The sequence below is a fragment of the Thiomonas sp. OC7 genome (assembly GCF_900634595.1).
GTDB lineage: Bacteria > Pseudomonadota > Gammaproteobacteria > Burkholderiales > Burkholderiaceae_C > Thiomonas > Thiomonas arsenitoxydans.
The window spans coordinates 2,492,336-2,513,373 of sequence record NZ_LR131953.1; the positions used below are offsets into that span (position 1 = coordinate 2,492,336).

Annotated in this window: 21 protein-coding genes; 9 read left to right on the plus strand and 12 right to left on the minus strand. The window is 63.3% G+C overall.

From position 1 onward, the window contains the following. Nucleotides 1-298 precede the first annotated feature (298 nt). Entirely contained in the window at nucleotides 299-2,470 is a 2,172-nt protein-coding gene (locus BIO17B3_RS11980) for a DNA topoisomerase 3 (RefSeq protein ID WP_156054223.1), read from the plus strand. 16 nt (nucleotides 2,471-2,486) lie between these two features. Further along, nucleotides 2,487-3,314: a Fic family protein gene (locus tag BIO17B3_RS11985; protein WP_112487964.1), complete on the plus strand. Its 828-nt coding sequence runs from the start codon at nucleotides 2,487-2,489 to the stop codon at nucleotides 3,312-3,314. A 127-nt stretch (nucleotides 3,315-3,441) separates the two neighbouring features. On the opposite strand, the gene BIO17B3_RS11990 is transcribed toward BIO17B3_RS11985, so the two are convergent. From BIO17B3_RS11990 to BIO17B3_RS12005, 4 genes are all read right to left on the minus strand, one after another. Next, entirely contained in the window at nucleotides 3,442-4,854 is a 1,413-nt protein-coding gene (locus BIO17B3_RS11990) for an FAD-binding oxidoreductase (RefSeq protein WP_112487965.1), read from the minus strand. Between the two features lie 101 nt (nucleotides 4,855-4,955). Further along, nucleotides 4,956-6,344, minus strand: a complete 1,389-nt coding sequence (locus BIO17B3_RS11995) for an MFS transporter (RefSeq protein WP_112487966.1) — start codon at nucleotides 6,342-6,344, stop codon at nucleotides 4,956-4,958. A gap of 9 nt (nucleotides 6,345-6,353) precedes the next feature. Beyond that, nucleotides 6,354-7,136, minus strand: a complete 783-nt coding sequence (locus BIO17B3_RS12000; protein WP_112488564.1) for a class I SAM-dependent methyltransferase — start codon at nucleotides 7,134-7,136, stop codon at nucleotides 6,354-6,356. 75 nt (nucleotides 7,137-7,211) lie between these two features. Further along, on the minus strand, nucleotides 7,212-8,357 hold the full coding sequence (locus BIO17B3_RS12005) for a branched-chain amino acid ABC transporter substrate-binding protein (RefSeq protein ID WP_338123583.1): 1,146 nt from the start codon (nucleotides 8,355-8,357) through the stop codon (nucleotides 7,212-7,214). 213 nt (nucleotides 8,358-8,570) lie between these two features. Here BIO17B3_RS12005 and BIO17B3_RS12010 point away from each other — a divergent pair, with 213 nt between their 5' ends. Further along, complete coding sequence (locus tag BIO17B3_RS12010) at nucleotides 8,571-9,059, plus strand: Lrp/AsnC family transcriptional regulator (protein WP_232054276.1); 489 nt, start codon at nucleotides 8,571-8,573, stop codon at nucleotides 9,057-9,059. Between the two features lie 26 nt (nucleotides 9,060-9,085). Here the strand turns inward: BIO17B3_RS12010 and BIO17B3_RS12015 are convergent, their stop codons facing one another. The 3 genes from BIO17B3_RS12015 to BIO17B3_RS12025 all read right to left on the minus strand — a co-directional run bounded on the left by BIO17B3_RS12015 (nucleotide 9,086) and on the right by BIO17B3_RS12025 (nucleotide 10,056). Continuing rightward, nucleotides 9,086-9,271, minus strand: coding sequence for a hypothetical protein (locus BIO17B3_RS12015; protein WP_112487968.1), 186 nt, complete (start codon nucleotides 9,269-9,271; stop codon nucleotides 9,086-9,088). 71 nt (nucleotides 9,272-9,342) lie between these two features. Next, nucleotides 9,343-9,684: an IS66 family insertion sequence element accessory protein TnpB gene (gene tnpB, locus BIO17B3_RS12020; protein WP_112487969.1), complete on the minus strand. Its 342-nt coding sequence runs from the start codon at nucleotides 9,682-9,684 to the stop codon at nucleotides 9,343-9,345. Between the two features lie 3 nt (nucleotides 9,685-9,687). Then, nucleotides 9,688-10,056 carry a hypothetical protein gene (locus tag BIO17B3_RS12025; protein WP_112488565.1) on the minus strand — a complete coding sequence of 123 codons (369 nt, stop codon included), beginning with the start codon at nucleotides 10,054-10,056 and terminating at the stop codon, nucleotides 9,688-9,690. A 72-nt stretch (nucleotides 10,057-10,128) separates the two neighbouring features. Here BIO17B3_RS12025 and BIO17B3_RS12030 point away from each other — a divergent pair, with 72 nt between their 5' ends. Continuing rightward, on the plus strand, nucleotides 10,129-10,683 hold the full coding sequence (locus BIO17B3_RS12030; RefSeq protein WP_232054277.1) for a hypothetical protein: 555 nt from the start codon (nucleotides 10,129-10,131) through the stop codon (nucleotides 10,681-10,683). A 172-nt stretch (nucleotides 10,684-10,855) separates the two neighbouring features. On the opposite strand, the gene BIO17B3_RS12035 is transcribed toward BIO17B3_RS12030, so the two are convergent. Then, nucleotides 10,856-11,806: a LysR family transcriptional regulator gene (locus BIO17B3_RS12035; protein WP_172979024.1), complete on the minus strand. Its 951-nt coding sequence runs from the start codon at nucleotides 11,804-11,806 to the stop codon at nucleotides 10,856-10,858. A gap of 91 nt (nucleotides 11,807-11,897) precedes the next feature. Between BIO17B3_RS12035 and BIO17B3_RS12040 the strand changes: the two genes are divergently transcribed. Genes BIO17B3_RS12040 through BIO17B3_RS12050 form a run of 3 tightly spaced genes read left to right on the plus strand, consistent with a single transcriptional unit; the run spans nucleotide 11,898 to nucleotide 14,790 of the window. After that, nucleotides 11,898-13,109: an argininosuccinate synthase-related protein gene (locus tag BIO17B3_RS12040; RefSeq protein WP_156054224.1), complete on the plus strand. Its 1,212-nt coding sequence runs from the start codon at nucleotides 11,898-11,900 to the stop codon at nucleotides 13,107-13,109. Continuing rightward, nucleotides 13,106-13,858, plus strand: a complete 753-nt coding sequence (locus BIO17B3_RS12045) for a 2OG-Fe dioxygenase family protein (RefSeq protein WP_112487972.1) — start codon at nucleotides 13,106-13,108, stop codon at nucleotides 13,856-13,858. Before BIO17B3_RS12040 ends, BIO17B3_RS12045 begins: the two co-directional genes overlap by 4 nt. After that, on the plus strand, nucleotides 13,855-14,790 hold the full coding sequence (locus BIO17B3_RS12050) for a DMT family transporter (RefSeq protein WP_112487973.1): 936 nt from the start codon (nucleotides 13,855-13,857) through the stop codon (nucleotides 14,788-14,790). The genes BIO17B3_RS12045 and BIO17B3_RS12050 overlap by 4 nt, the downstream gene beginning before the upstream one ends. A gap of 148 nt (nucleotides 14,791-14,938) precedes the next feature. On the opposite strand, the gene BIO17B3_RS12055 is transcribed toward BIO17B3_RS12050, so the two are convergent. From BIO17B3_RS12055 to BIO17B3_RS12070, 4 genes are all read right to left on the minus strand, one after another. Then, complete coding sequence (locus BIO17B3_RS12055; protein ID WP_112487974.1) at nucleotides 14,939-16,099, minus strand: conjugal transfer protein TraB; 1,161 nt, start codon at nucleotides 16,097-16,099, stop codon at nucleotides 14,939-14,941. Continuing rightward, on the minus strand, nucleotides 16,077-16,622 hold the full coding sequence (locus BIO17B3_RS12060; RefSeq protein WP_112487975.1) for a hypothetical protein: 546 nt from the start codon (nucleotides 16,620-16,622) through the stop codon (nucleotides 16,077-16,079). Before BIO17B3_RS12060 ends, BIO17B3_RS12055 begins: the two co-directional genes overlap by 23 nt. Beyond that, a complete protein-coding gene (locus tag BIO17B3_RS12065) occupies nucleotides 16,622-17,380 on the minus strand; it encodes a hypothetical protein (RefSeq protein ID WP_156054225.1) in 759 nt (252 codons plus the stop codon). Before BIO17B3_RS12065 ends, BIO17B3_RS12060 begins: the two co-directional genes overlap by 1 nt. Nucleotides 17,381-17,454: 74 nt before the next feature. Beyond that, nucleotides 17,455-18,069 (minus strand): hypothetical protein, encoded by a 615-nt coding sequence (locus tag BIO17B3_RS12070; protein WP_112487977.1) that lies wholly within the window; start codon nucleotides 18,067-18,069, stop codon nucleotides 17,455-17,457. Nucleotides 18,070-18,503: 434 nt separating this feature from the next. Here BIO17B3_RS12070 and BIO17B3_RS12075 point away from each other — a divergent pair, with 434 nt between their 5' ends. After that, the gene (locus tag BIO17B3_RS12075) at nucleotides 18,504-18,815 is read left to right on the plus strand and encodes a Mobilization protein mobB (protein WP_094159790.1); all 312 of its coding nucleotides are present in this window, start codon (nucleotides 18,504-18,506) and stop codon (nucleotides 18,813-18,815) included. Then, the gene (traI, locus tag BIO17B3_RS12080) at nucleotides 18,815-20,947 is read left to right on the plus strand and encodes a TraI/MobA(P) family conjugative relaxase (RefSeq protein WP_094159791.1); all 2,133 of its coding nucleotides are present in this window, start codon (nucleotides 18,815-18,817) and stop codon (nucleotides 20,945-20,947) included. Before BIO17B3_RS12075 ends, traI begins: the two co-directional genes overlap by 1 nt. Nucleotides 20,948-21,038 lie beyond the last annotated feature (91 nt).

The following is a 21,038-nucleotide window of genomic DNA, read 5'->3' on the forward strand; positions in this document are numbered from 1 at the left end:
ACCGCGCAGAGGGCGAGGGTGGCCCAGTATCGGACCGCGACGGATACCCGCGACTTCATGCCAAGCCCCCTGTTTCTGAGCATTCAAAACGCACGACGTGGGAGCCCACGGGCAATAGCCGGTGCTCCACATGTGCGCGAACCGCATTGCGCAGCGCAATCGCCTCAAACTGTGCACCGTGCTGCTTGAGCGACGCCAGACGTTGGCGTCTGACCCTGACTCTGCGAGCGTGGGACAACTGCCCCATGACCCCACCGCGCAGAGTCCCCAGAGAACCACCCCTTCCTGGAGACACAGCATGCGCCTCATCATTGCCGAAAAACCCTCTGTCGCCCAAGCCATCGCCAGCGTGCTGGGCGGAGCCAGAAAAGCGGACGGCTACATCGATTGCCCAAGCCTCAAAACTCGCGTGACCTGGTGCTTCGGCCATCTGCTGGAGCAGGCCAAGCCCGAGGACTATGTGGACGGCGGCAGAGTGACGGCATCCCACCTGCCGGTCATCCCCAGCGCATGGAAGCTCTCACCTCGCGATGGCGGCGCGGGCAAGCAGATCAAGGTGATTCGGGACTTGCTCAAAGACACGACCGAAGTCGTCAACGCGGGCGACGCCGACCGTGAAGGGCAGTTGCTGGTCGATGAAGTCTTGCTGTTCCTCAACTGGAAGGGCAAGACCCTGCGCCTGTGGCTGTCCAGCCTGGATGACGAGAGCGTGCGGCGCGCGCTGGCGACCCTCAAGAACAACGACACCTTGCGCCCCCTCTACGAATCCGCTCTGGCCCGCCAGCGTGCCGACTGGCTCATGGGCATGAACGCCTCCATCGCCCTGAGCCGCAATCTGCAAGCCCGCGGGGTGCAGGGGGCCTGGAGCGTGGGCCGCGTGCAGACCCCCACCCTGGCGCTGCTCGTTGACCGCCAGCGCGAGATCGAGCACTTCAAGCCGCGCGATCACTACCAGGTGCAGGCAGCCCTTGATGGCGACATCCGCGCCCTCTGGCAGATCCCCGAAGACCTGCAGACCGACGACGGCCTGCTGCTGGACAAGTCCGCCGCCGAAGCCTGCGCTAAGACGGTGCAGGGCCAGCGTGCGACCATCGCCGCTTTCACCCGCAAGGCGGGCGAGCGTCAGGCACCGATGCCCTATGCCCTCAGCACCCTGCAGAAAACCGCCAGCAGCCGACTGGGACTCTCCGCCAAGGACACGCTGGCCGCGGCCCAGGAACTCTACGAAGCCAAGCTCGCCACCTACCCGCGCTCCGACTGTCCCTGGCTCCCCATCGAAATGCACGCCGCTGCCGCGCAGATCATTCGCGCCCTGGGCGCAGCGGACATCGCGGGCATCGACCCTGAACGCCGCCATCCCGCCTGGAATACCGCCAAGGTGGAAGCACATCATGGCATCATTCCTACAGGCCGCAGCCTCGCCGAGGTCTCGGGCCTGTCCGAGAACGCGAAAAGGGTGTACAGCCTGCTGCGCGAGTCTTACCTGCGCCTGTTCATGCCGCCGGAAACCTTCGAGACCCGCGAAGCCCTGTTCACCTTTCCCGGTGCAGAGCGCTTCAAGGCCAGCGCCCGCATCGTGCAGGAACCTGGATGGACGCAGCTCGGCCAAGCTGACAACAGCGCGGAAGGCGGCGAGCACGAACTGCCCGCCAGGCTGCCCATCCTGACCGAGGGCCAGCAACTGGCCTGCGAGTCCGCGCAAGTGCAGGCCAAGCGCACCAGTCCGCCAAAACCCTACACCGACGGCACGCTCATCGCCGCCATGACCGGCGTGCACAAGCTGGTCACCGACCCGAAGCTCAAAGCCCGTCTCAAAGAGACCTCCGGCCTAGGCACGGAGGCGACGCGCGCGTCGATGATCGAAGTGCTGATCGCCCGCGAATACGCTGAGCGCAAAAAGAAGGAGATTCACCCGACCGACCGCGGCGTGCAGTTGATCGACATGCTGCGCAAGGTCGCCCCTGAGCTGGCCGATCCCGGCACGACCGCCCTACAGGAAGATGCCCTGGCAGCAGTGGCCAGCGCCCGGGCGACGTTCAACGCCTTCATGACGGAACAGATCGACAGCGTGCGCGAGTCTACCCAAAAGCTGCTGGTCGGCCAGCTCGGCGCAGCGCCCGCCATTCTCCACGCCTGCCCCGCCTGCGGCGGCAGCCGATGCGCCAAACGCACCAGCAAGGCCGCGGCGACCTATCACCGCTGCCTGGATTGCGACGCCGCATTCGGCGACGACGGCGGCAAACCCGGCAAGCGATTCGAGGACAAGCCGCAGGGCGATGGCGCAGCAAGCAAAGCGCCCGCATCCGGCCCGAAGTGCCCGACCTGCAAGAAGTCCACCTTCAGGAATGAAACCAAGACCGGCAAGGCTTACTACCGCTGCGGCGGGTGCAAGGGGGCTTGGTGGCCGGATCGCAAGGATGAAGGCAAGCTTGGGGCGAAGTGGGAAGACAAGGCGGGAGCCCGAGCGTAAAACCTAGAATCGACCTATGTCCCAATCACTAGCCGCGCTGCTAAAGCTCATTGACACCCGCAAGGCGCTGCTCGACGCCCGTCGCCCGCTGCCGCCAGCAACGCTCGCTAGTCTGCATGACAAACTGGCGCTGGAGTGGACCTACAACTCCAACGCCATCGAGGGGAACACCCTGACGCTGCGTGAGACGCAGGTCGTGCTCGAAGGCATTACCGTGGGCGGCAAATCGCTGAGGGAGCACCTCGAAGCGATCAACCATCAGGAAGCCATCGGGGCGGTGGAATCGCTCATCCAGTCGGGCAAGCAGATGACCGAATGGGACGTGCGCGGCATCCACCAGATCGTACTCAAAGGCATAGCCCCGGAGTATGCCGGGCGCTACCGCACAGAAAACGTCGCCATCGTAGGGGCGAGTCATACGCCGCCCGCCGCAGTGCAAGTGCCCGAGCGCATGACCGAACTGATGCGGTGGCTCAACAGCACGCCATCGGGTGGCCTGCATCCCGTGGCACGCGCTGCGGAATTTCATACCCGCTTCGTCGAAATCCACCCGTTCGTTGACGGCAATGGCCGCACCGGAAGACTGCTGATGAATGCCGTGCTCATGCAGGATGGGTATCCCCCAGCGGTGATTCGCGCAGAGAACCGGCCCGCCTACTACGACGCGCTTGATCGCGCCTGCGTGACCAGAGACTATGGCGACATCACGCGCCTAGTGGCTCAAGAGACGATACGTTCCCTAGACAGCTATCTTGAAGTCATTGAAGGCAGGCAGCCAGGACGAGAACCAGAGCAGACCCAGCGGCGCGTGAAACGACCAGGGCGGACAGGTGTCGAGCGTTAACCATCATTCCGGCAGAAATGCCATGGGGAAGTGGGAGGAGCGGAAGTAAAATCAACGACATGAATGAACGTGCCCGCCACCTGGAGGGTGCACGTCAGCACATGGCCGCCAAGGCTGAAAAACTTCATCATTGGAACGTGTCATATCGGTCTGTCACACGCAGGACCTTGCCCGGATTCATGATGTTGCGGGGGTCCAGGGCCTTCTTGATCGCAACCATGGCGTGCATTGAAGGGCCACGTTCGAGTTCAAGAAAATCGAGCTTTCCGTATCCAATGCCATGCTCCCCCGTGCATGTCCCACCGAGTCTGATGGCGCGCCGCATCAAGCGGGCGTTGAGTTCCGCTGCGCGCGTCATTTCATCGGCATCGTCGGGGTTGACAACGATGCACAGGTGGAAATTGCCATCACCAACATGTCCGCACATCGGCGCAGTCAACCCCAACTCCAGAACGTCTTGCCGAGCAGCAACTGCGGCATCACCGAGCATGGAGATCGGTACGCACGCATCGGTTGGTATGCCATGACATCCTGGACGCAGCGCTAGCGCTGCCCACCACACATCGTGCCGCGCTTGCCAGAGTTGGGAGCGAGCCTCGGGCGTCGTCGCCCAAGCGTAGCCAGAGCCTCCGTTGTCGCGCGCGATGGCCTCAACCATCTCGACTTGTTCTGCGAGGCTCGCGGGGGAACCTTGAAACTCGAAAAACAACGTTGGCACCTCAGGCAGATTAAGCTTCGAATAGCGATTGCAGGCTGCAACTTGCAGTTCATCCAGAAATTCGATGCGGCCAATGGGGATACCTGTCTGGATCACCTGGATGACTGTGTCGATGGCTGTCTGCAGACTGGGGAAGCCACATCGTGCCGCACTCACGCCTTCTGGCAGTGGATGCAGTCTGAGCGTCAACTCGGTGATGATCCCCAAAGTCCCTTCAGCACCTGTAAACAGGCGGGTCAAGTCATAGCCTGCTGCAGATTTCCTGGCGCGCCCACCCGTTTCGATAATCTCTCCACTGGACATCACGACCTGAAGTGACATCACGTTGTCACGCATCGTGCCATAGCGCACCGCATTCGTTCCTGACGCGCGCGTCGACGCCATGCCGCCAAGAGAGGCATCCGCGCCCGGATCGATTGGAAAGTGAAGCCCGGTGCCATGCAATTCAGCGTTCAACTGTTTTCGCGTCACTCCGGCCTGTACTCGGCAATCGAAGTCTGCGGTGTTGACTTCGAGGATGGCATTCATCTGCGACAGATCAATGCATATGCCGCCTGAGATCGCCCCGATTCCTCCCTCACAGGATGTTCCCGTACCGAATGGAATGACAGGAACTGAAGATGCGTGGCAGATATCGACAACTGCTGCGACATCCTGCGTGGACTTCGCAAAGACGACGGCATCAGGTGGGCATGTCGGATGAAAGGAGACATCTTTTCCGTGCTGATCGCGAATGGTTTGACCCAGTGCACATCGCTCACCGAATAATTCCCTCAGTTGAGTGATGATCTGCGCCTTCTCGCTTTTCGCCACGGCAGTCATTTGACGTCCCCCTGGGGTTGGTTAATCAAGCACATTGTGGACCGGTCCATTCGTCACATTTCAGGCGCAGATCCTGGGTATTGAATTTCTTGAAGCACACATCAGCGCAGCGTCCAGGCCGCGATGAGGGCCCCGGCCAGCAAAGCCAGCGCCGCCCCTAGCAGCGCCGCACCTGTGCCCGCCATGCCTCCCGCGTGCAGATGCAGGAAACCGCCAAGCAAGGCGATGCCCAGCGCGCCCGCCGCTTGCCGTGCGGTGTTGTTCACCGCCGAGGCCATGCCGGCGCGTTCGTGCGGCACGGCGCCGATGGCGGCATGCACCACGGCCGGCATGGCCGGCACCAGGCCCAGCCCGGCCAGCAGCAGCCAGGGCGCCATCGCAAGAAATGGGGTCTGCGCCTCAACACGCACCAAGCCGAGATAGGCGACCCCCATCAGCGCCAACCCGGCGACAGATGTCCAGCGCGCGCCGAACCGCCCCACCAGCCGCCCGCCGAACGACACCAGCACCACGAAGGGCAGAAACATCACGCTCAGCCGCACCCCGGCCTGCGCCGCCGACAAGCCTTGCACGTGCTGGAAGAACAAACTCATGGCGAACAGCATGCCCATGACGCCGAAGTTCATCAAGCCCGCCGCCACATTGGCGCCGGTAAACGCAGGAAGGCGGAAGAAGGTCAGCGGAATCAGCGGCTGAATCACGCGGCCCTCCCACCAGACAAAGAGCCCGCCGCCCAACACGGTGACGCCGCCAGCCAGCAGGATGGGCGGTGCGGCCCAGCCCAGCGCATGGCCTTCGATCAGGGCGAACAGCAAGGCGGCCAAGCTCACCGTGGCCAGCACCTGCCCGACCGCGTCCAGCTTCCGCTGAGTGTCCCCGTGAGATTCGCGCACGGAGCGGGCGGTCAGCAGCAAAGCCACCAGCCCGACCGGCAGATTGATCCAGAAGATCGCCCGCCAGCCCAGCGCATCGACCAGCACCCCGCCCAAGGTCGGCCCGGCCACCAGCGCCACTCCTGAAATACCCGCCCACAGGCCGATGGCCCGCGCCCGCAGGCGCGCATCGACGAAGGCCTGTCGCAGTATGGCCAGGGAGTTGGGCAACAAAGCCGCGGCGCCCACGCCCTGCACCACGCGCGCCGCGTTCAGCCAGGCCAGAGAGGGAGACAAGGCGCACAGCAGCGAAGCCAGCACGAAGACCACCAGGCCGAGGGTGTAGACGCGCTTGCGGCCGTACAGGTCGGCCAGTTCGCCCGCGCCCAGCATCAGGCTGCTGAAGCTCAGCGCGTAGGCGTCGCTCACCCATTGCAGGCCGGACAGCGTGGTGTGCAGTTCGCGATGAATCTGCGGCAGCGCGACGTTGACCACGGTGATGTCGAGTTGCACCATGGACAGGCCGAGAGAAACGGCGAGCAGCAGACCGAGCGGAGACGGAACTGCACCGCCCGTGATTTGCGTTGAAGTCTCTGCAAGAGGTTCTGGTGGTGACATACGGGTCAGTCAATGCGTCGCCGCACGCTGCGCAACCAAGGTGGTCATCGGCCAAAGCAAGGTGCAACTACCGCCCCCATCTTGCACTGTCAGGAAGTCCTGAACTCCCTCAAGACAATCCTCGTCCGAATACTCCGGCTTGGCAGAAAACAGCAGACGTAAAAACTTGCCCAGATGCTGAGAATCGGCAAATCGCCATCGAGCGGTGTTGTCGTAGAACGCGGGGCAGCTCCAGCCCGTCAATCCACAAATTGTGGTGGCGAAATCTTGGGACAAAAATGACACCTCATGGCCGGTCACGCAGGAGCGAGCGATGAAGCTATCGAAATAGCGCGCCAATGTCGTGCCCGCAAAGATGTCGGTGATCACCAACCGACCGCCAAGTTTGGTGTGCGCGGCGAATCGCTCAAACGCCCGCATTTTGTCGCGGACATGATGGATGGCGCCGCGGCTCCAGACCGCGTCGAAACCCTTGAACGCCAGTTCCATATCCTCTGCTGCCTGGTGGTGGATACGGATATTGCGCGGCAGAATTTCGGCAAGCCCTTGCGTTTGCTCTGACGCGGGATCGACGATGTCCAGGCGGCCGTTCGCACCAAGCGTTCTGGCAATTTCGCGGCTGAAGTACCCTGTTCCGGCACCAACCTCCACAATGGATTCCCCTGGTCTTGGTTGAAGCAAGTCGTGCATTAATTTCAAATCGTGTAGCCACGCGTCGGGATACAGACGCAGGGCATCCTGATAGTTGGTCGAGCGCTCACCACTGAATTCGGCATCGGTGTCGGCATACATGGCAATGATCTCCAAAATTGACAAAAGGCTGAAAACCGCGATCAACAACCGCATCCCATTGCGGCCGTGCCCGTTTCATTGCACGCTCTCCACCGCCAGCGGAGTTTTCTTTCCCTCTTTGAACTGCGACAGGGTGATGACCGGATGCACCAATTCGCCGGTGGAGGTGAAGCGAATGTCTTTCTTGGTCACGCCCTCGTAGTCGACGTGGCGGATGAAGGGCAGGTAGACCTTGGGATCGACCGACTTGGCTTTCATCATTGCGTGGGCCAGCACCATCGTGGCGTCATAGGCATAAGACGAAAACGGCTGCAGGGCGGAGGCGCCGAATGCCTTCACGTAGCGGGCCTTCCATGTGGGCCCACCGGGCATGTCCTGCAGCGGCGTGCCGCCTTCGGCGCAAATCGTGCCGTTTACCGCAGGGCCGGCCAGTGTCGCCAGTTCGCTGGTGCAGATGCCGTCGCCGCCCATGAACTGCGCCTTGACGCCAAGCTGCGCCATCTGGCGCAGCATCGGCCCGGCCTGGGCATAGGCCCCGCCGTAGAAAATCACCGCCGGATGCGCCGCCTTGATCTGGGTGAGGATGGCGGTGAAATCGGTCGCGTGGTCATTGGTGTATTGGTGATCGACGATGCGCATGCCGTCCTTCTTCGCGTCGGCAATGAACACGGAAGCGATGCCCTGGCCATAGGCGGTGCCGTCGTCCACCACCGCGGCGGTCTTGTCGTGTAGGTGGTGCACAGCGTATTGCGCCAGTCCGGCGCCGATGGCGTCGTCGTTCGCCAGCATGCGGAAGAACGTCTTGAAGCCCTGCTGGGCAATTTTGGGATCTGTGGAAGCCGGGGTGATTTCAGGAATGCCCGCGCGGTCATAGATGCGCGAGGCTGGGTAGGTGCAGCCAGATTCGAGGTGGCCGACGACGCCGTTCACTTTTTCATCGGCGAACTTTTGCGCCACGACCGTGGCCTGCTTGGGGTCGCCCTGGTCGTCCTCCACATCCACCTTCCAGGTCACCGGCTTGCCGTCGATGCTGGCGTGCTCGGCGTTCAGGTGCTGAATCGCCATCGAGACACCGTTGGCCGCATCCTTGCCGTAGGCAGAGGCCGGGCCGGTCATCGGCCCGGCATAGCCGAGGGTGACCACGCTGGGTGCCGCAAGGACGGGTGCTGCGGAACAGGCCGCGAGCATGGCGGCTATCGCACAACGTTGCAAGGTCAACATGGTGAGACTCCTTCTCGGGAAATGCAGGCAAGGTGCGACTGACTCGGTTCTGGCTCAACTGGTACGACGAGTCAATGTCGCGCGTTGTCGCTACTGCGGTCAGGCGTAGCTGCCATCTGACGAATCGATACTATTACCAGTATGCGCTAAGATTAAAATCAAATGGTTGCAACTATGGGGTTATGCAGCAAGTATTTTTCCAATAGTGCCGTCATGTCGAAAGAAACATCCGATCTCCTGCAGGATTCCTACGTACGCCGCATGATCGACATCGTGCAGAGCGACGGGCGCATCACGGTGCAGGCGCTCGCCGACTCGATCGGACTGTCGGCGCCCCCGTGCTGGCGGAGGTTGCGGGATATGGAGGAAAGCGGCCTGATCGTCCGTTATGCCGCACTCCTTGACCGCACGAAGTTGGGCCTGGACTCGTGCATGTTTACGCAGGTGAGTCTGGAGAAGCACTCTGAGGCTGTCGTCGCCGATTTCGAGCGGGCCGTGCGCGCAGCACCGGAAATCCAGGAGTGCTGGGTCATCACCGGCGACGCGGACTACCTGTTAAAGATCTACGTGCCAGATGCGCAGGCATTCGATCGTTTCGTCTCGCGCTTCATGCTCAAGATCAAGGGCGTGCGCCAGTTGAAGACAGCGGTGGCGTTGCGCGAAGTCAAGCTGGAAACCCGGCTCCAATTGCCGAGTGGATGAATGGGACGAGGTGTGGCACTGCAGCCTCATCTGTCGATGTAGGGCGAAGGACGTGCATGGAAAGTTCTCGTTCTTCCGAAGCTCAGGGCCGCAATCTTCGTCTGCTGGAACTTCAAATCCGCCTGCATGCGGGCAATGACCGTACGCGCGTACTGCGCCGCCGGATCGTCGCCCAGGGCTTGGAGTCGGTCGGTATCCAGAGCGTCAAGCATGGGCAGATTCTCTCGCGTGCGCGCGCGAGAAGGGGGAATTGCCCGGATCGACAAACGCTTGGGCTTGGGGGTTACACCACGGCAATGGCGCTGGCGGTGGCGTGCGCGCTCATGCGCTGCCACGGCAGCCCGGCCACCAACCAGCGCCATTGCTGCTCGCTCAGGTGCAGCGCCTCACGGTCGTCCTGCGGCCAGACAAACCGGCCTTCTTGCAATCGGCGCGTGCACAGCCAGAGTCCCGCTCCATCAAACACGAGCACTTTCAGCCGGGTGGCGCGGCGGTTGGCAAACACATAGGCATGGTCGCGTTGCGCTGAGCCAAACCGGGCCACAACCTGCCCCAGCAGGCTATCCATCCCGCCGCGCAGATCACTGGCGCCCACGGCCAGCCAGATGGCCTCAATGCGCAGCATGGCTTATCCCAGCCAGGCCTGCAGCCACTGCGCGCACTCGGCTGCGTGGGCCACGGGCCAGTCGATCTGGGCGCGGCGCTGGGCCACCTCGCAGGTGATGCGGGCGTGTCCGGGATGGGGGCTTCCATCCGCAGCCGCAGCGGGGGACGGGTTGCAGTGGGCGCGCACGAAGGCGCTGCGCCGTGGCGGCAGGGCCAGCCCCGCGCGTTGCGCGCGCCAACGCGGTGCGCTCGACAGCCAGCCGCGCAGTTGCCCGTAGCCCAGCCCCTTGCTCTGCGCAAACGCTTCAGCCTTCATCCCGCTGGCTTTGAGTTCATCAAGAATCGCCAGAATCTCATCAATCCGCTCTTCACTGAGTTTGTCTGATCGCATGGAGCCTCCGAAAAAACTCAAGCTTCACTTAGCACAGACTCATTGAAAAGATGGGTTCGGCGGACGCATACCGTGCAGCTGATCGACATGCTGCGCAAGGTGGCGCCTGATCTGGCCGATCCAGGAACCACCGCATTGCAGGAGGATGCATTGGCGGACATCGCGGCAGGGCGTGCAGCGCTGGCCGCATTCATGCAGGCGCAGGTGGATGCAACGCGGGAGTTTTCGCGGACGCTGCTGGAGGGCAAGCTGACGGACGCGCAGTTGGTCCTGCATGCCTGCCCGGCCTGTGGCGGCGCACGCTGCGTGCAGCGCACCAGCAAAGCTGGGAGTATGTACCACCGTTGCCTGGACTGCGAGGCGGCATTCGGGGATGATGGTGGCAAGCCGGGGAAACGGTTCGAGGACAGGCCGGCGGGCGACGGCGGGCAGAAGATATCGAGCGCTGGCGCTGCCGGCCCGAAATGCCCGAGCTGCAAGAAGCCCACGTTCAAGAACGAAACCAAGACCGGCAAGGCGTACTACCGGTGCGGCGCGTGCAAAGGCGCCTGGTGGCCGGACCGCAAGGATGAAGGCAAGCTTGGGGGGAAGTGGGAGGGCAGGCTTGAGCTTGGTCGTAGAACCTAGAATCGACCCATGTCCCAATCCTTTGTCGATCTGCTAAAACTTATCGACACGCGCAAGGCGCAGCTCGACGCCCTGCGCCCGCTACCGCCCGCAACGGTCGCCAGTCTGCATGACAAACAAGCGCTGGAGTGGACGTACAACTCCAACGCCATTGAGGGCAACACCCTCAGTGTCACAATGTTGCTCCGACGTGAACGGAGGTCGGCTCTTTGTCCGGGCGCAGAGCGGCCACGAGATAGTCGATGAGCACGCGAGTTTTCGGCGCGGTATATCGCGACTTGGTAAACAAGAGGTAAGCCATACCCTGGTAGTTGGTATCAAAGGACCAATCCGGCAACAAGCGGACGACCCTTCCTGCTGCCAAGGCCGCGTGTGCGACGAAATCGGGCACGCAGCCAATTCCGAGTCCGGCCTCAACTGCTGCGAGACGCATTTCGCTGTGATTCAACGTGTACCGCCCAGCGACGACGACTTCTACGCTGTCCTCGGCACGCACAAAACGCCACCGACTGTCTCGTTCTTGCTCCCCAATTGCCAGGCAGCTGTGACCCATGAGGTCTTCAGGCGTTCGCACTGGCGAATGGGCAGAGATGTAGGCAGGGCTAGCCAGCAACAATTGCTTCACTGGCATCAATGCGCGCGCGATCATGCCCTGCGGAGGGTCGTCCGTCAGTCGGAGCACTAGGTCCATCCCCTCGCGCAAAGGATCGACCACGCGGTCGACTACCAACAAATGCACGTCTACAGCCGGGTGCTTCGTGAGGAAGTCCAGCAGCAACGGCTGCAGCACGTGGCGTGAGAATGCCTTGGGCGCACTGATGCGAACCAGCCCCTTTGGCGCCCCGATATGACCCTCGGCGACCTGAAGTGTTGCCTGAGCCGCAGCAACCATGGCACGGCCGTGTTCCAGAACGGCGAGCCCGGCGTCGGTCAGACGTAGCTGGCGTGTTGTCCTCTGCAAGAGGGCCACGCCCATGGCCTTCTCGAGACGTGCAACTTGTCGGCTTACAGCAGAAGGCGTCACTCCGAGCAGCCTTGCAGCGGCCGAGAAGCTGCCTGCTTCCGCGACGCGGACGAAAGCGACCATCTCCTGCATCACCTCCAAGAAATTATCTGTTCTCACCAGGCACAACTCCTTTTCTGCGATCCAGTCTAGTCAATGGAGAGCCCTCGACGAACAATCCTTCTTGCCAACAAAACGACGGAGGGATGGCATGCCGACGCGCATTATTCGAAGCTTTGCAGACCTTGATGCGATGCAAGGTCGGGTCGGCCACGTGCTCACCCTTTTTAGCGGGGGACTGGATAGCAGCTACGTCCTGAAAGAGCTGGTGCAGCGCAAACTGCGTGTCACGGCCCTGTCGGTGGACGTGGGTGAAGGTTGCCAGCTGCAGGATCTCCAAGAGATCACCGCGTTTTTTGGCGTCGATCTGAAGGTGGTTGACGCCAAGGAAGAATTTGCCGCCGAGGCGGTGGCGCCGGCCATCTGCGCCCAGGCACGGTACCTTGGAACCTACCCGGTCAGCTCTTCGCTGTCTCGACCGATTCTGGCCAAGATTGCGGTCAATGTGGCACGAGAATTGGGTTGTGACGCAATCATTCATACGGCCAATCAGTCTCAGAACAGCCTACGCAGACTGAACGGTGCCATCGAGCAGCTGGATTTCGACGGATGCTATGGGACGCCTTACGAGCGTTCTGTTCTGACTCGCGATGAAAAGATCGAGGCGCTGCGGGTACTGGGCCTGACGCGCTTTCAGGCGCGTGGCATCAGCGGCGATGCAAACCTTTGGTGCCGAGAATTCGAATCTGGATCACTCGACAACCCTGAAGGATTCTGGGCCCCGCCATCCTTGTTTGAATGGACCCGTCGCAGGGAAGGCGATGTTCCCAGTTGCGAACTGCAAATCGAGTTTCGCAAGGGGCGCCCGTCGGCGGTGAACGGCAGGCAGATGGAACTCGTCCCCCTGATTGCACACCTCAACGACGCTGTGGGCGCCTTCCAGATCGGTCGCTACAGCGGACTCGAGCACTTAGCCGGTGGCGAGAAGGTGCTGGAGATTCGAGAGGCGCCAGCGGCAACCGTGTTGATGGATGCCTACCGGCAACTGGAGACAGCTGTCCTGGACGCCGAGCTACTTCGAGAGAAGGTCTCTTTGGAGATGTTGTGGACGCGGGAAGCAGTCGAGGGACGCTGGTTCGGACCATTGCGCTTGTGCGTCGACGCGTTCATCCGACACGCGTCGGAAAAGGTCACTGGAACCGTCACGTATCAGCTCCGCCAAGGTGCGATGGACATCTGCGCCATCAAGGCACCGCATCCGCTCTATCTGACCGACCGAGACGGTTGGGAAAAGTCGTTGGTCGATGATGTGTTTCAGCCACCGAACCCGACCAACCGTCGGCACGAGGAGGCGCTGGCATGAACATGGCGGCATTGACGAACCGCCCGCTGGAGTCTGTCCTTGTCGAGGGCCTTGGTCGTCATCTCCACGAGCAGCATTTCCTGTTCCTTGGTGGTGATGCTCTAAGCGGCATCCTCGCGGTCACGCCTGATGACATTGCGGCCTTTTCCAAGCACTGGTCGAGTCTCACGCTGGATCGACACATGGGGGATGGTGGCACGTATCGATACCGTCGCTACGGCGCGTTCGACTCGCCGCAGGGGATTCGCCGTCGCCGGTTGCCTCACGGTCCCTACGAACAACCGAAGTACGTCAACGGCCTCAATGGGGGTGTCGCTCGGCTGTTCGATCCGCTGGAGAGCAGCTTCGTCTCCGACCCGCTCCTCAATCGTTTGCTGGACTGGTTGACGTTCCTCTACGACCAATGTGAGGGGGTGCCCCGGCACTGGAATATCCGACTGCACCCCTACCGAATCGTTGCGAACTCAGCGCAGGCGGGAAATCCCACGCCGGAAGGGTTGCACCGTGACGGTGTGGACTACATCGTCAGCATGCTGGTGCAGCGCAACAACGTCAAGGGCGGGGAGACCACCGTCACCGACAACCAGGGACAGGTGTTGTGGCAGCGCACGCTGCAACGGCCGCTTGACATCATGATCGGCCAGGATGCGCAAACCAAGCATTCGGTTACGCCGGTGTTACCGGCTGAGACGGGCGTCGAGGCATGGCGGGACGTGCTGGTGGTCGCCTTTTCAAAGGTTGCACCATGACAGCGTCAACACCCAATGCCAGTGCGAAGGCGGTCGGCACACGCTTCGGCTCTCGCTCGCCTTTCGGAACGATCGAGTTGCTCTTGCTCCTGGTCGCGATCGTGTGGGGGGGCAGCTACAGCGCGACCAAGGTCGCGACCGAGCAAGTGCCGGTGCTGCAATTCCTCGTGTTGCGGTTTGGTCTCACGTTCTTGTTGCTCTTGCCGGCTCTGCGCGGGCTTGCCGTCGCGTCATGGCCAGGAGCACTTGCGGGGGCCTCGCTGCTTGGCGCCAACCTCCTGGCCGTGTTCGTTTGTGAAACCTTCGGGGTGTCACTCACAACGGCTTCCAACGCCGCGTTCCTCATCAGCTTGTGCGTCGTGTTTACGCCGCTGTGCGAATGGTGGCTGCTGGGCGACCGGCCGGACGGATCTGTCTTCGCCGCTTCAGGGGTCTCACTGTTGGGCGCGGTCTTGCTTGCTTACCAGCAGCACGGCGGACACGTTTCACCGCTTGCCATTGGCGACGCGCTGATGGTGGCAGCTGCCTTTCTGCGCGGGGTCATGGTGACTCTGACCCGCCGCCATGGTCGGCGCTACCGCCTCCCGGCGCTGACCATGACTGCAATACAGATGGGCGTGATGACCCTTGGGTCGGCACTCCTGATGCTCTTGGTACCCGGTCCCGACTGGGCTCCATTTCCTTCTAGTGGATCATTTTGGGGTGCGACGGCGTTTTTGGTGATCGCGTGCACCCTTCTGGCGTTCTTTGTCCAGAACTACGCGGCCTCGCGCACTAGTCCATCTCGAGTGGCGTTGCTCATGGGGAGTGAGCCCCTTTGGGGAGCTTTGATTGCCGTGATCTGGTTGGGTGAGCGCTTAACGCTAATCGGCTGGGCGGGCGGATTGCTCATCGTGGTTTCCGCTTGGTGGGTGACGCGGCCGAAGGGTTGAAACCAAACGGTTTGTAGCTTGAGGTCCAGTTCAAGTTTGAGCCCCACAATTGGACGTAGTTCAGGATGCTCATTTATGCAGAGTGGTAGCGCTCGCCTGGCGCTGAGCGAGTATGGGGGCGGCGCGGCATCGAACGCCATCGCTATTATCAATTCACGGCCCTCACCACACTTACCCCCATCAACCGCGCCCAAGCCCGCGTGCTCGCGTCCTGAATCCCCGGCGCTGCGCTCCCAGGTGCAGCCCACCACGCATTGGACTGCGCCAGAATCACCGTTGGCCGCTGCCACAGCGCCTCAAGCCACGTCCACGGCTGTACTTGCTCCACGCAAATCGCGGTCCACACACGCTCTCCGTCAAGATCGAACACCCGCTGCCACCAGGCCGGGCGCAAGGTGCGCGGATTCCACGGCTGCCAGTCGCCGCCCAGCAGCAGGCCTGCAGCCTGTGCGATGGGAACCGGATCAGCGTATCCATGTTCGACCCGCACCAGGGCATCGCGCGCACCCATCTGCGCCCCGAGCAGCCAGATTTGCCCCGGCGGCACCGCCGCAGCGAACTGCGCCTTGGTGCCGTCGTACCAGTTCGGCAGGATGGCTTCAGGAAACACCAGCACGCGCGCACCAGCGCCCTGATCGAGCCCGGAGGCGATCACGGCTTGATTGTTGGCAATGTCGGCGAAGACATTGCCGTTGTCCGGCCTGATCTGCGTTTGTATGCCGACCCAGCCTTTTGGCGAAGCCGGAGTGAGCCCCACCCCAAGCCTGACTGCTGCGGCGGCATTCGCCAAGACCGCGCACACCAGCAGCGGAACGAGAACCCGGCGTGAACCATCCCAGTCGCGCAAAGCCAGCGGAAGGATGACCGCGAGAGCCAGCAGACATAGCACGCCGATCCATCCCATCCCCGGGAACAGCACGCCCGCTGCATTCATCGGCGAGAGCCAGCCGATCACGCCCAACGGGGGCAGGGCGGTCAGCAACAGCGCGGCCAACAAACCGCCGCGCCGAGGCGGCAGAGCCCACGGCAAAGACAACGCCACGGCCGCCCCTGCCCACGCAGCCCAGGCCATCAAGGCGTGATGTTCCCCCCAATAGCCCAACACCGCCGAAACGATAGGCCAGCAGCCCACCGCGTAATAGGCCAGCGCCACCCCGAACCGCCGCCGCACCGTGCCGCTTCCCGCCACCAGCAAGGGAAGACACAGCGACGCCAGCGGCCCAAGGAGGCCGGAACCACCCCACAGCCAGGCGCTGCCGGCAACCGCCGCGACGGGGATCGGCCATTCACTTGCCAGCACGCGGCGCATGGTCAGGGGCCGTCAGCTTCTGAATCATCTGCTGCTGCATCTGCACCGTCGGCTCCAACTGGCGCTTACCCCACCACGAACCGACAAACAGCGCGACGGCGATGACCACGCCCAGGAGCGCCATCGAGGCCAGAGAAATCGGCTCCCGCAAGGCGCTGGTCACCGCCTCTCTCACCGCCGTCCTGACCACCCCCTCATCCACCTTCGCGCTCACCGGCCGCGCCGCCACCTCCTGCAAGCCGCGCAAGCCGGCGATCACCGGCGTCAAATCCACAGGCGATGCCTCCGCCTTGCCCGACTCCAGTACCGCCGCCTTCACTGCAGCCAGCACATCCGCCCTCGGCGTACTGCGCGCCCAGCCCCAAGCAAACAGGGTGACGTGCGGTGCGTTGCTCGGGTCGTCCACCTCGAAGCCGGTGCGCTGCAGGATGCCCAGCAGCGAACGGACATCCTTCCACTCGTCCTCGGTCGGCAGCCGCCCGAGCACATCCATGAACACCTGTTCCGAATTGCTGTAGGCCATCACACCCCCTCCACATCGACGGACTCGATCGGCTCCAGCGCCGCCCCGGCCCGCTTGAGCCAGGACTGCAGGGCCAGCCGGTAGCCATACGGCAGCGGCCGACCGTCGATGCCCGACGCCAGCACCTCATGGAACGGACGCCGCCCGATCATCACCGCGAGCTGATCGTTCATCTCCGGCAATTGGGTCTCGGCCCAGGCGCCTTCCTCCACCAGGCGCTGCCGCAGCGGGTCGATCTGCCAGAGCACGAACTTGTCCGCCGAACCGAAGAACATGTTCTTCACCACGATGCCCGCCTCATAGCGCGCGGGCATAGTGCGCAGGCGGTAATCCAGCGCCCGGATGCTCTCCTGAGTGCGGCTGAGCAGCCACACCGGCACCGCATTGGCCTCGCGCAGCACCTCGCCGACGATGTGGATCGACCCGTCGAATGCACGGGTGCCGATCTGCGCCGGCATATTGATGATGATGCGGTACTCCGCCGTCTGGGCGGCAGCGCCGAGCATGGCCAGCTTCGTGCCCAGATCGATCCACCCGCTCTCTGTGGAAAGATCGAGCAGCGCCGTGCTGGCGATGCCGCCGCCAGGCCGCAGCCCGCCTTCGCCGCACACGTCCGGGTTGGAGAGATCGGCGTCATAGACCACCAGCCGGGGGCGCCGCTCCTCCTCTTGGGACAAGAAATGATGAACCAGCGCACGGGCGGCCAGGCTCTTGCCGACGCCGCCTTTGTCGCCATCGATGATGAACGTCTTGAGCATGATGGAAAACCTTTCAGTAAGGATCAAAAAAAGACCGGGCAGCGCCCCGGTGGCGCCCGACGGCAGTCGGGGAATCAGGCGTTGTGCTCGCCGATGAACTTGCGCCGCGCCTCGGGCGGCCCCTCCAGGTTCTTGCGCAGGATGTAGTCCGCCGCGGATTCCTCCGGCAGGCGGTCAGAGCCGTCCGCCCAATCCGGCAACTCCAGACCTTCCAGTCCGTGGGCAGCCGGCGGAGCGGTTGCGGCGGCTGGCGTGGCGACTGCTGCCTTGTGCGCTTGGACGGCCTTCTCACGGCCGATTTGTGCGTTGCCTGTGTCGCCCGGAGTTGACGCTGGCGTGTTGGTGCCGGAGCGCACCCGGCGTTGTCGTATCGTCTTCAAAGCCCGTCGCAGGTCCGCCAAAGGCACGCCAGGCATGTTCTCTTTCAGATACGCCAGCATCTCGGCAAGTGTCTCGCCACTGTCGAACAAGGTGAACAGCTCATCCTCGATCGCCAGCAGGCTGTTGAGCGCGAATTCGCGCGGATCGATGGACCGCTCGGCGCGTGCTCGCGCCTGTGCAGCCTGACGCTTGCGCCGCACGACCTCGCGCAATGCTGTTTCGGTCTGAAGCAGCTGCGAACGCGCCGCATCACGGTCGAATGCACCCGCGTCGTCTGGCGTGTCCGGTTTGTCCTCATCTTGCGTCATCGTGATTCCTCATGTGCGCGCCTTTCACAGCGCCCTGCCCTGACTCTGCAGGGTGGGGACAGTAGGTGTGCGCCCTGAAGTCAGATTGAATCCGCCCGCGTCGGCTGTGATGCCGCCGACATCCAAGCCGATCAACGTGTGCGACAAGGGAACCGCGGAGAACCGACGCCGGCGTCCGCACTGCGGCGGATCGTGTCCAGAGGGTGTCGGGGCGCAGCCCTGACCAAGCGTTTCGTGTGACATGGCGCCGCCAGGCGTGACACGCCGCGCACGCGGTGTGTCAAATGTCCCACGAAACATTACCTTGCAAGGTTTTTACGCATCGAAGGTTTGGACAGCTCCGACACACGCCCGGATCAAACCGCCTCACGACTGACCAGCAGCGACACACGACGCAGACAGACCGTGCCGTCCCCGTCTCGCAGAGTCACGGCATGGACCCACAAGATCGCAAACCCCACACCGTGCGCGTGCGCCTCACCACCGCCCAGCTCGCCGACCTGCGCCACCAGGCACAGGCCGCCCGCAAGAGTGTGTCGGAACTCATCCGGCTGCGCGCCACCCTTCAACCCGTGATCAGCCGCGCCGACGACACCGCCGCGCAGCGCATCGACCAGCTCGGACGCCTGCTCAAACACCTCTATCCCAAAGACAAAGGTTGGGCTACCGGAGACGATCGCCGCCGCTGGTGGCAACTGGTCGAAGAACTCCAGCGCACCGCCGCCATCCTGAGAAGGACACCCTGATGCTCGCAAAAGTCATCACCCTCAAACCCGGCGCACCCAGCAAGGGATTCGCCCACGTCATGCGCTACGTCATGCGCGCCCACGACGAACTGCCGCCCGGACAGACCCTGGACGGCGGCCACTTCAATATCGACGACGATCAGCTCTACTGGACGCTCGACGAACATCGCCTCGCCTACGCAGAAGACCTCGCCGGCGTCTGTGATGGCACAGCCCGAGACTGCGAGCGCAAGGGCCGGTTCAAGGGCAACCCCGTCTATCACGTCGCCATCACCTGGCAGGAGGGCGAACATCCCACGGTGCAGCAGGCCGAACACGCCTGCAAGCACGTCATGGACGCGCTGGGATTTGGTGAGCATCAGGCCGCCTGGGCCACCCACCGCGACACCGACAACGATCATGTGCACCTGGTCATCAACCGCGTGCACCCGGAAAAACTCATCGCTGTGCAGCCGCCGTTCAAGAAAGACTATTTCATCCTCGACCGCTGCATGCGCGAACTCGAACTCGAATTCGGCTATGCCCGCGCCAACGGCCCCTACATCACCCTGGACACCGACCAGGGGCCGACCATCGTGCGCATGAGCCGGGCGGAACGCCGGGAGCGTGGGCTGCTGAAAGAAGACGGCGCGCTGCGACTGACCCGTGGCGCAGCCGCAGCGGAATACCGGCTCGGCGCCGACTCCTTCCAGTCCTGGGTCGCCGTCCATCCCGCCCGAGACCTGCGCGCCGCACTGCAAGCCCCCAGCTCGACCTGGGCCGATGCCCATCAGGCTCTGGCGCAGCACGGCGTCACCCTTCAGGCCAAGGGCTCCGGGCTGGTGGTCACCACCCAGCTTGATAATGGCCGCATCCTGGCCGCCAAAGCCTCTCAACTGGGGCGCTGGGCCAGCAAGGCCGAACTGGAAAAACGACTCGGCCCCTTCGTCCCTGCACTGCAAACCCAGGCAGGGACACCGAAGGCCTACGCGCAGTACGTCAAGACCAGCCGCCGCCAAACCGACAAACCGGAACGCGCGCCCCAAAAAATCTCAGCCCGCGACCCCGACCTCCGCGCGCTGCGCCGACAACTGCGCGCAGATGCCCGCGCGGCCCTCGCCGCCCGCTTCGAAGCCGAACAAGCCGCAGCGCGCGCGCAGCGGCCCCAGCAGCGCGCCGAACTGCGCAGCCGCCACCAGCGCGAACGGCAGGAACTGGCCGCGCAAACCCGCCAGGAGCGCAAGACCCTGACCACCCAAGCCCGGCAGCAGGGCCAGCCGCTCGCCGTGGTGCAATCCCTGTGGGCGCTCAAGGCGGCGCAGCAGCGCGAAGCCTTGCAGAAGCGTCAGGCGGCAGAGCGCAAGGCGCTCTCGGTCAAATTGCCCAAGCAGGAAGTCTGGCGCAAGTGGGTGGAGCGCGAAGCAAGCCAAGGCGATGAAGCGGCGCAGGCCGCGTTGCGCGGCATTCGTTACCGCGAGCAGCGCAAGAAGAACCAACAGCAGGACGGCATCGAGGGCGAGGAACTCGACCCGCTGCGCAAGCTCACGCTGGCCGGACTGGAGGCGCAGATCGACCGCAAACGCCAGCTCGTGCTGTACCGCGACGCGCAGGGGCGGGACAGATTCACCGACACCGGCCCGCGTATCGTCCTGCACGACAAGGGCGCGGACAGTCTGGAAGCCGCGCTACGCATGGCCGCGCAGAAGTATGGCGGCAAGGTGGACATCACCGGCAGCAGCGAATTCCGGGAACGCGCGGCACGGCAGGCCGTGCGGCTGGGCATCGAGGTCATGGATGCCGACTTGCAGGCCGTGGTGCAGGATGAGCAGCGGCGCTTGCAGCGCCCGCCACAGTTGTCCCCAAAGACTGTGGAGAAGTCGGCCCCGACCGCCGCCAAGCCCTTGAATCCGCAGGCCGACGCTGGCCCGCCCGAAATGCGGGCAGTCGATGCGGCGCTGGCCGCATGGCAGCAGGCCCAGACCGACGCGGCGAGAACCCGTGCCGTGCAGGACTGGATGCGCGGCATGGAGCGCATCGAGCAGCAGGGCGGGGATGTGGCCGCGGCGAGCGCGCACAGCCGCAAGGCGCTGGGCGGGCGTTATGCCGGGTTCATGCGGGAGGTTAAAGAACTGGTGAACGAACGGCTGCGCTGAGTATGTCAATCCAGCCGAGGTCCACGTCAACAGCATGAAATCTGGGTGGGCTGTGATTCCAAAGTTACCCCAGTAACCTTGAGCGTTCCAT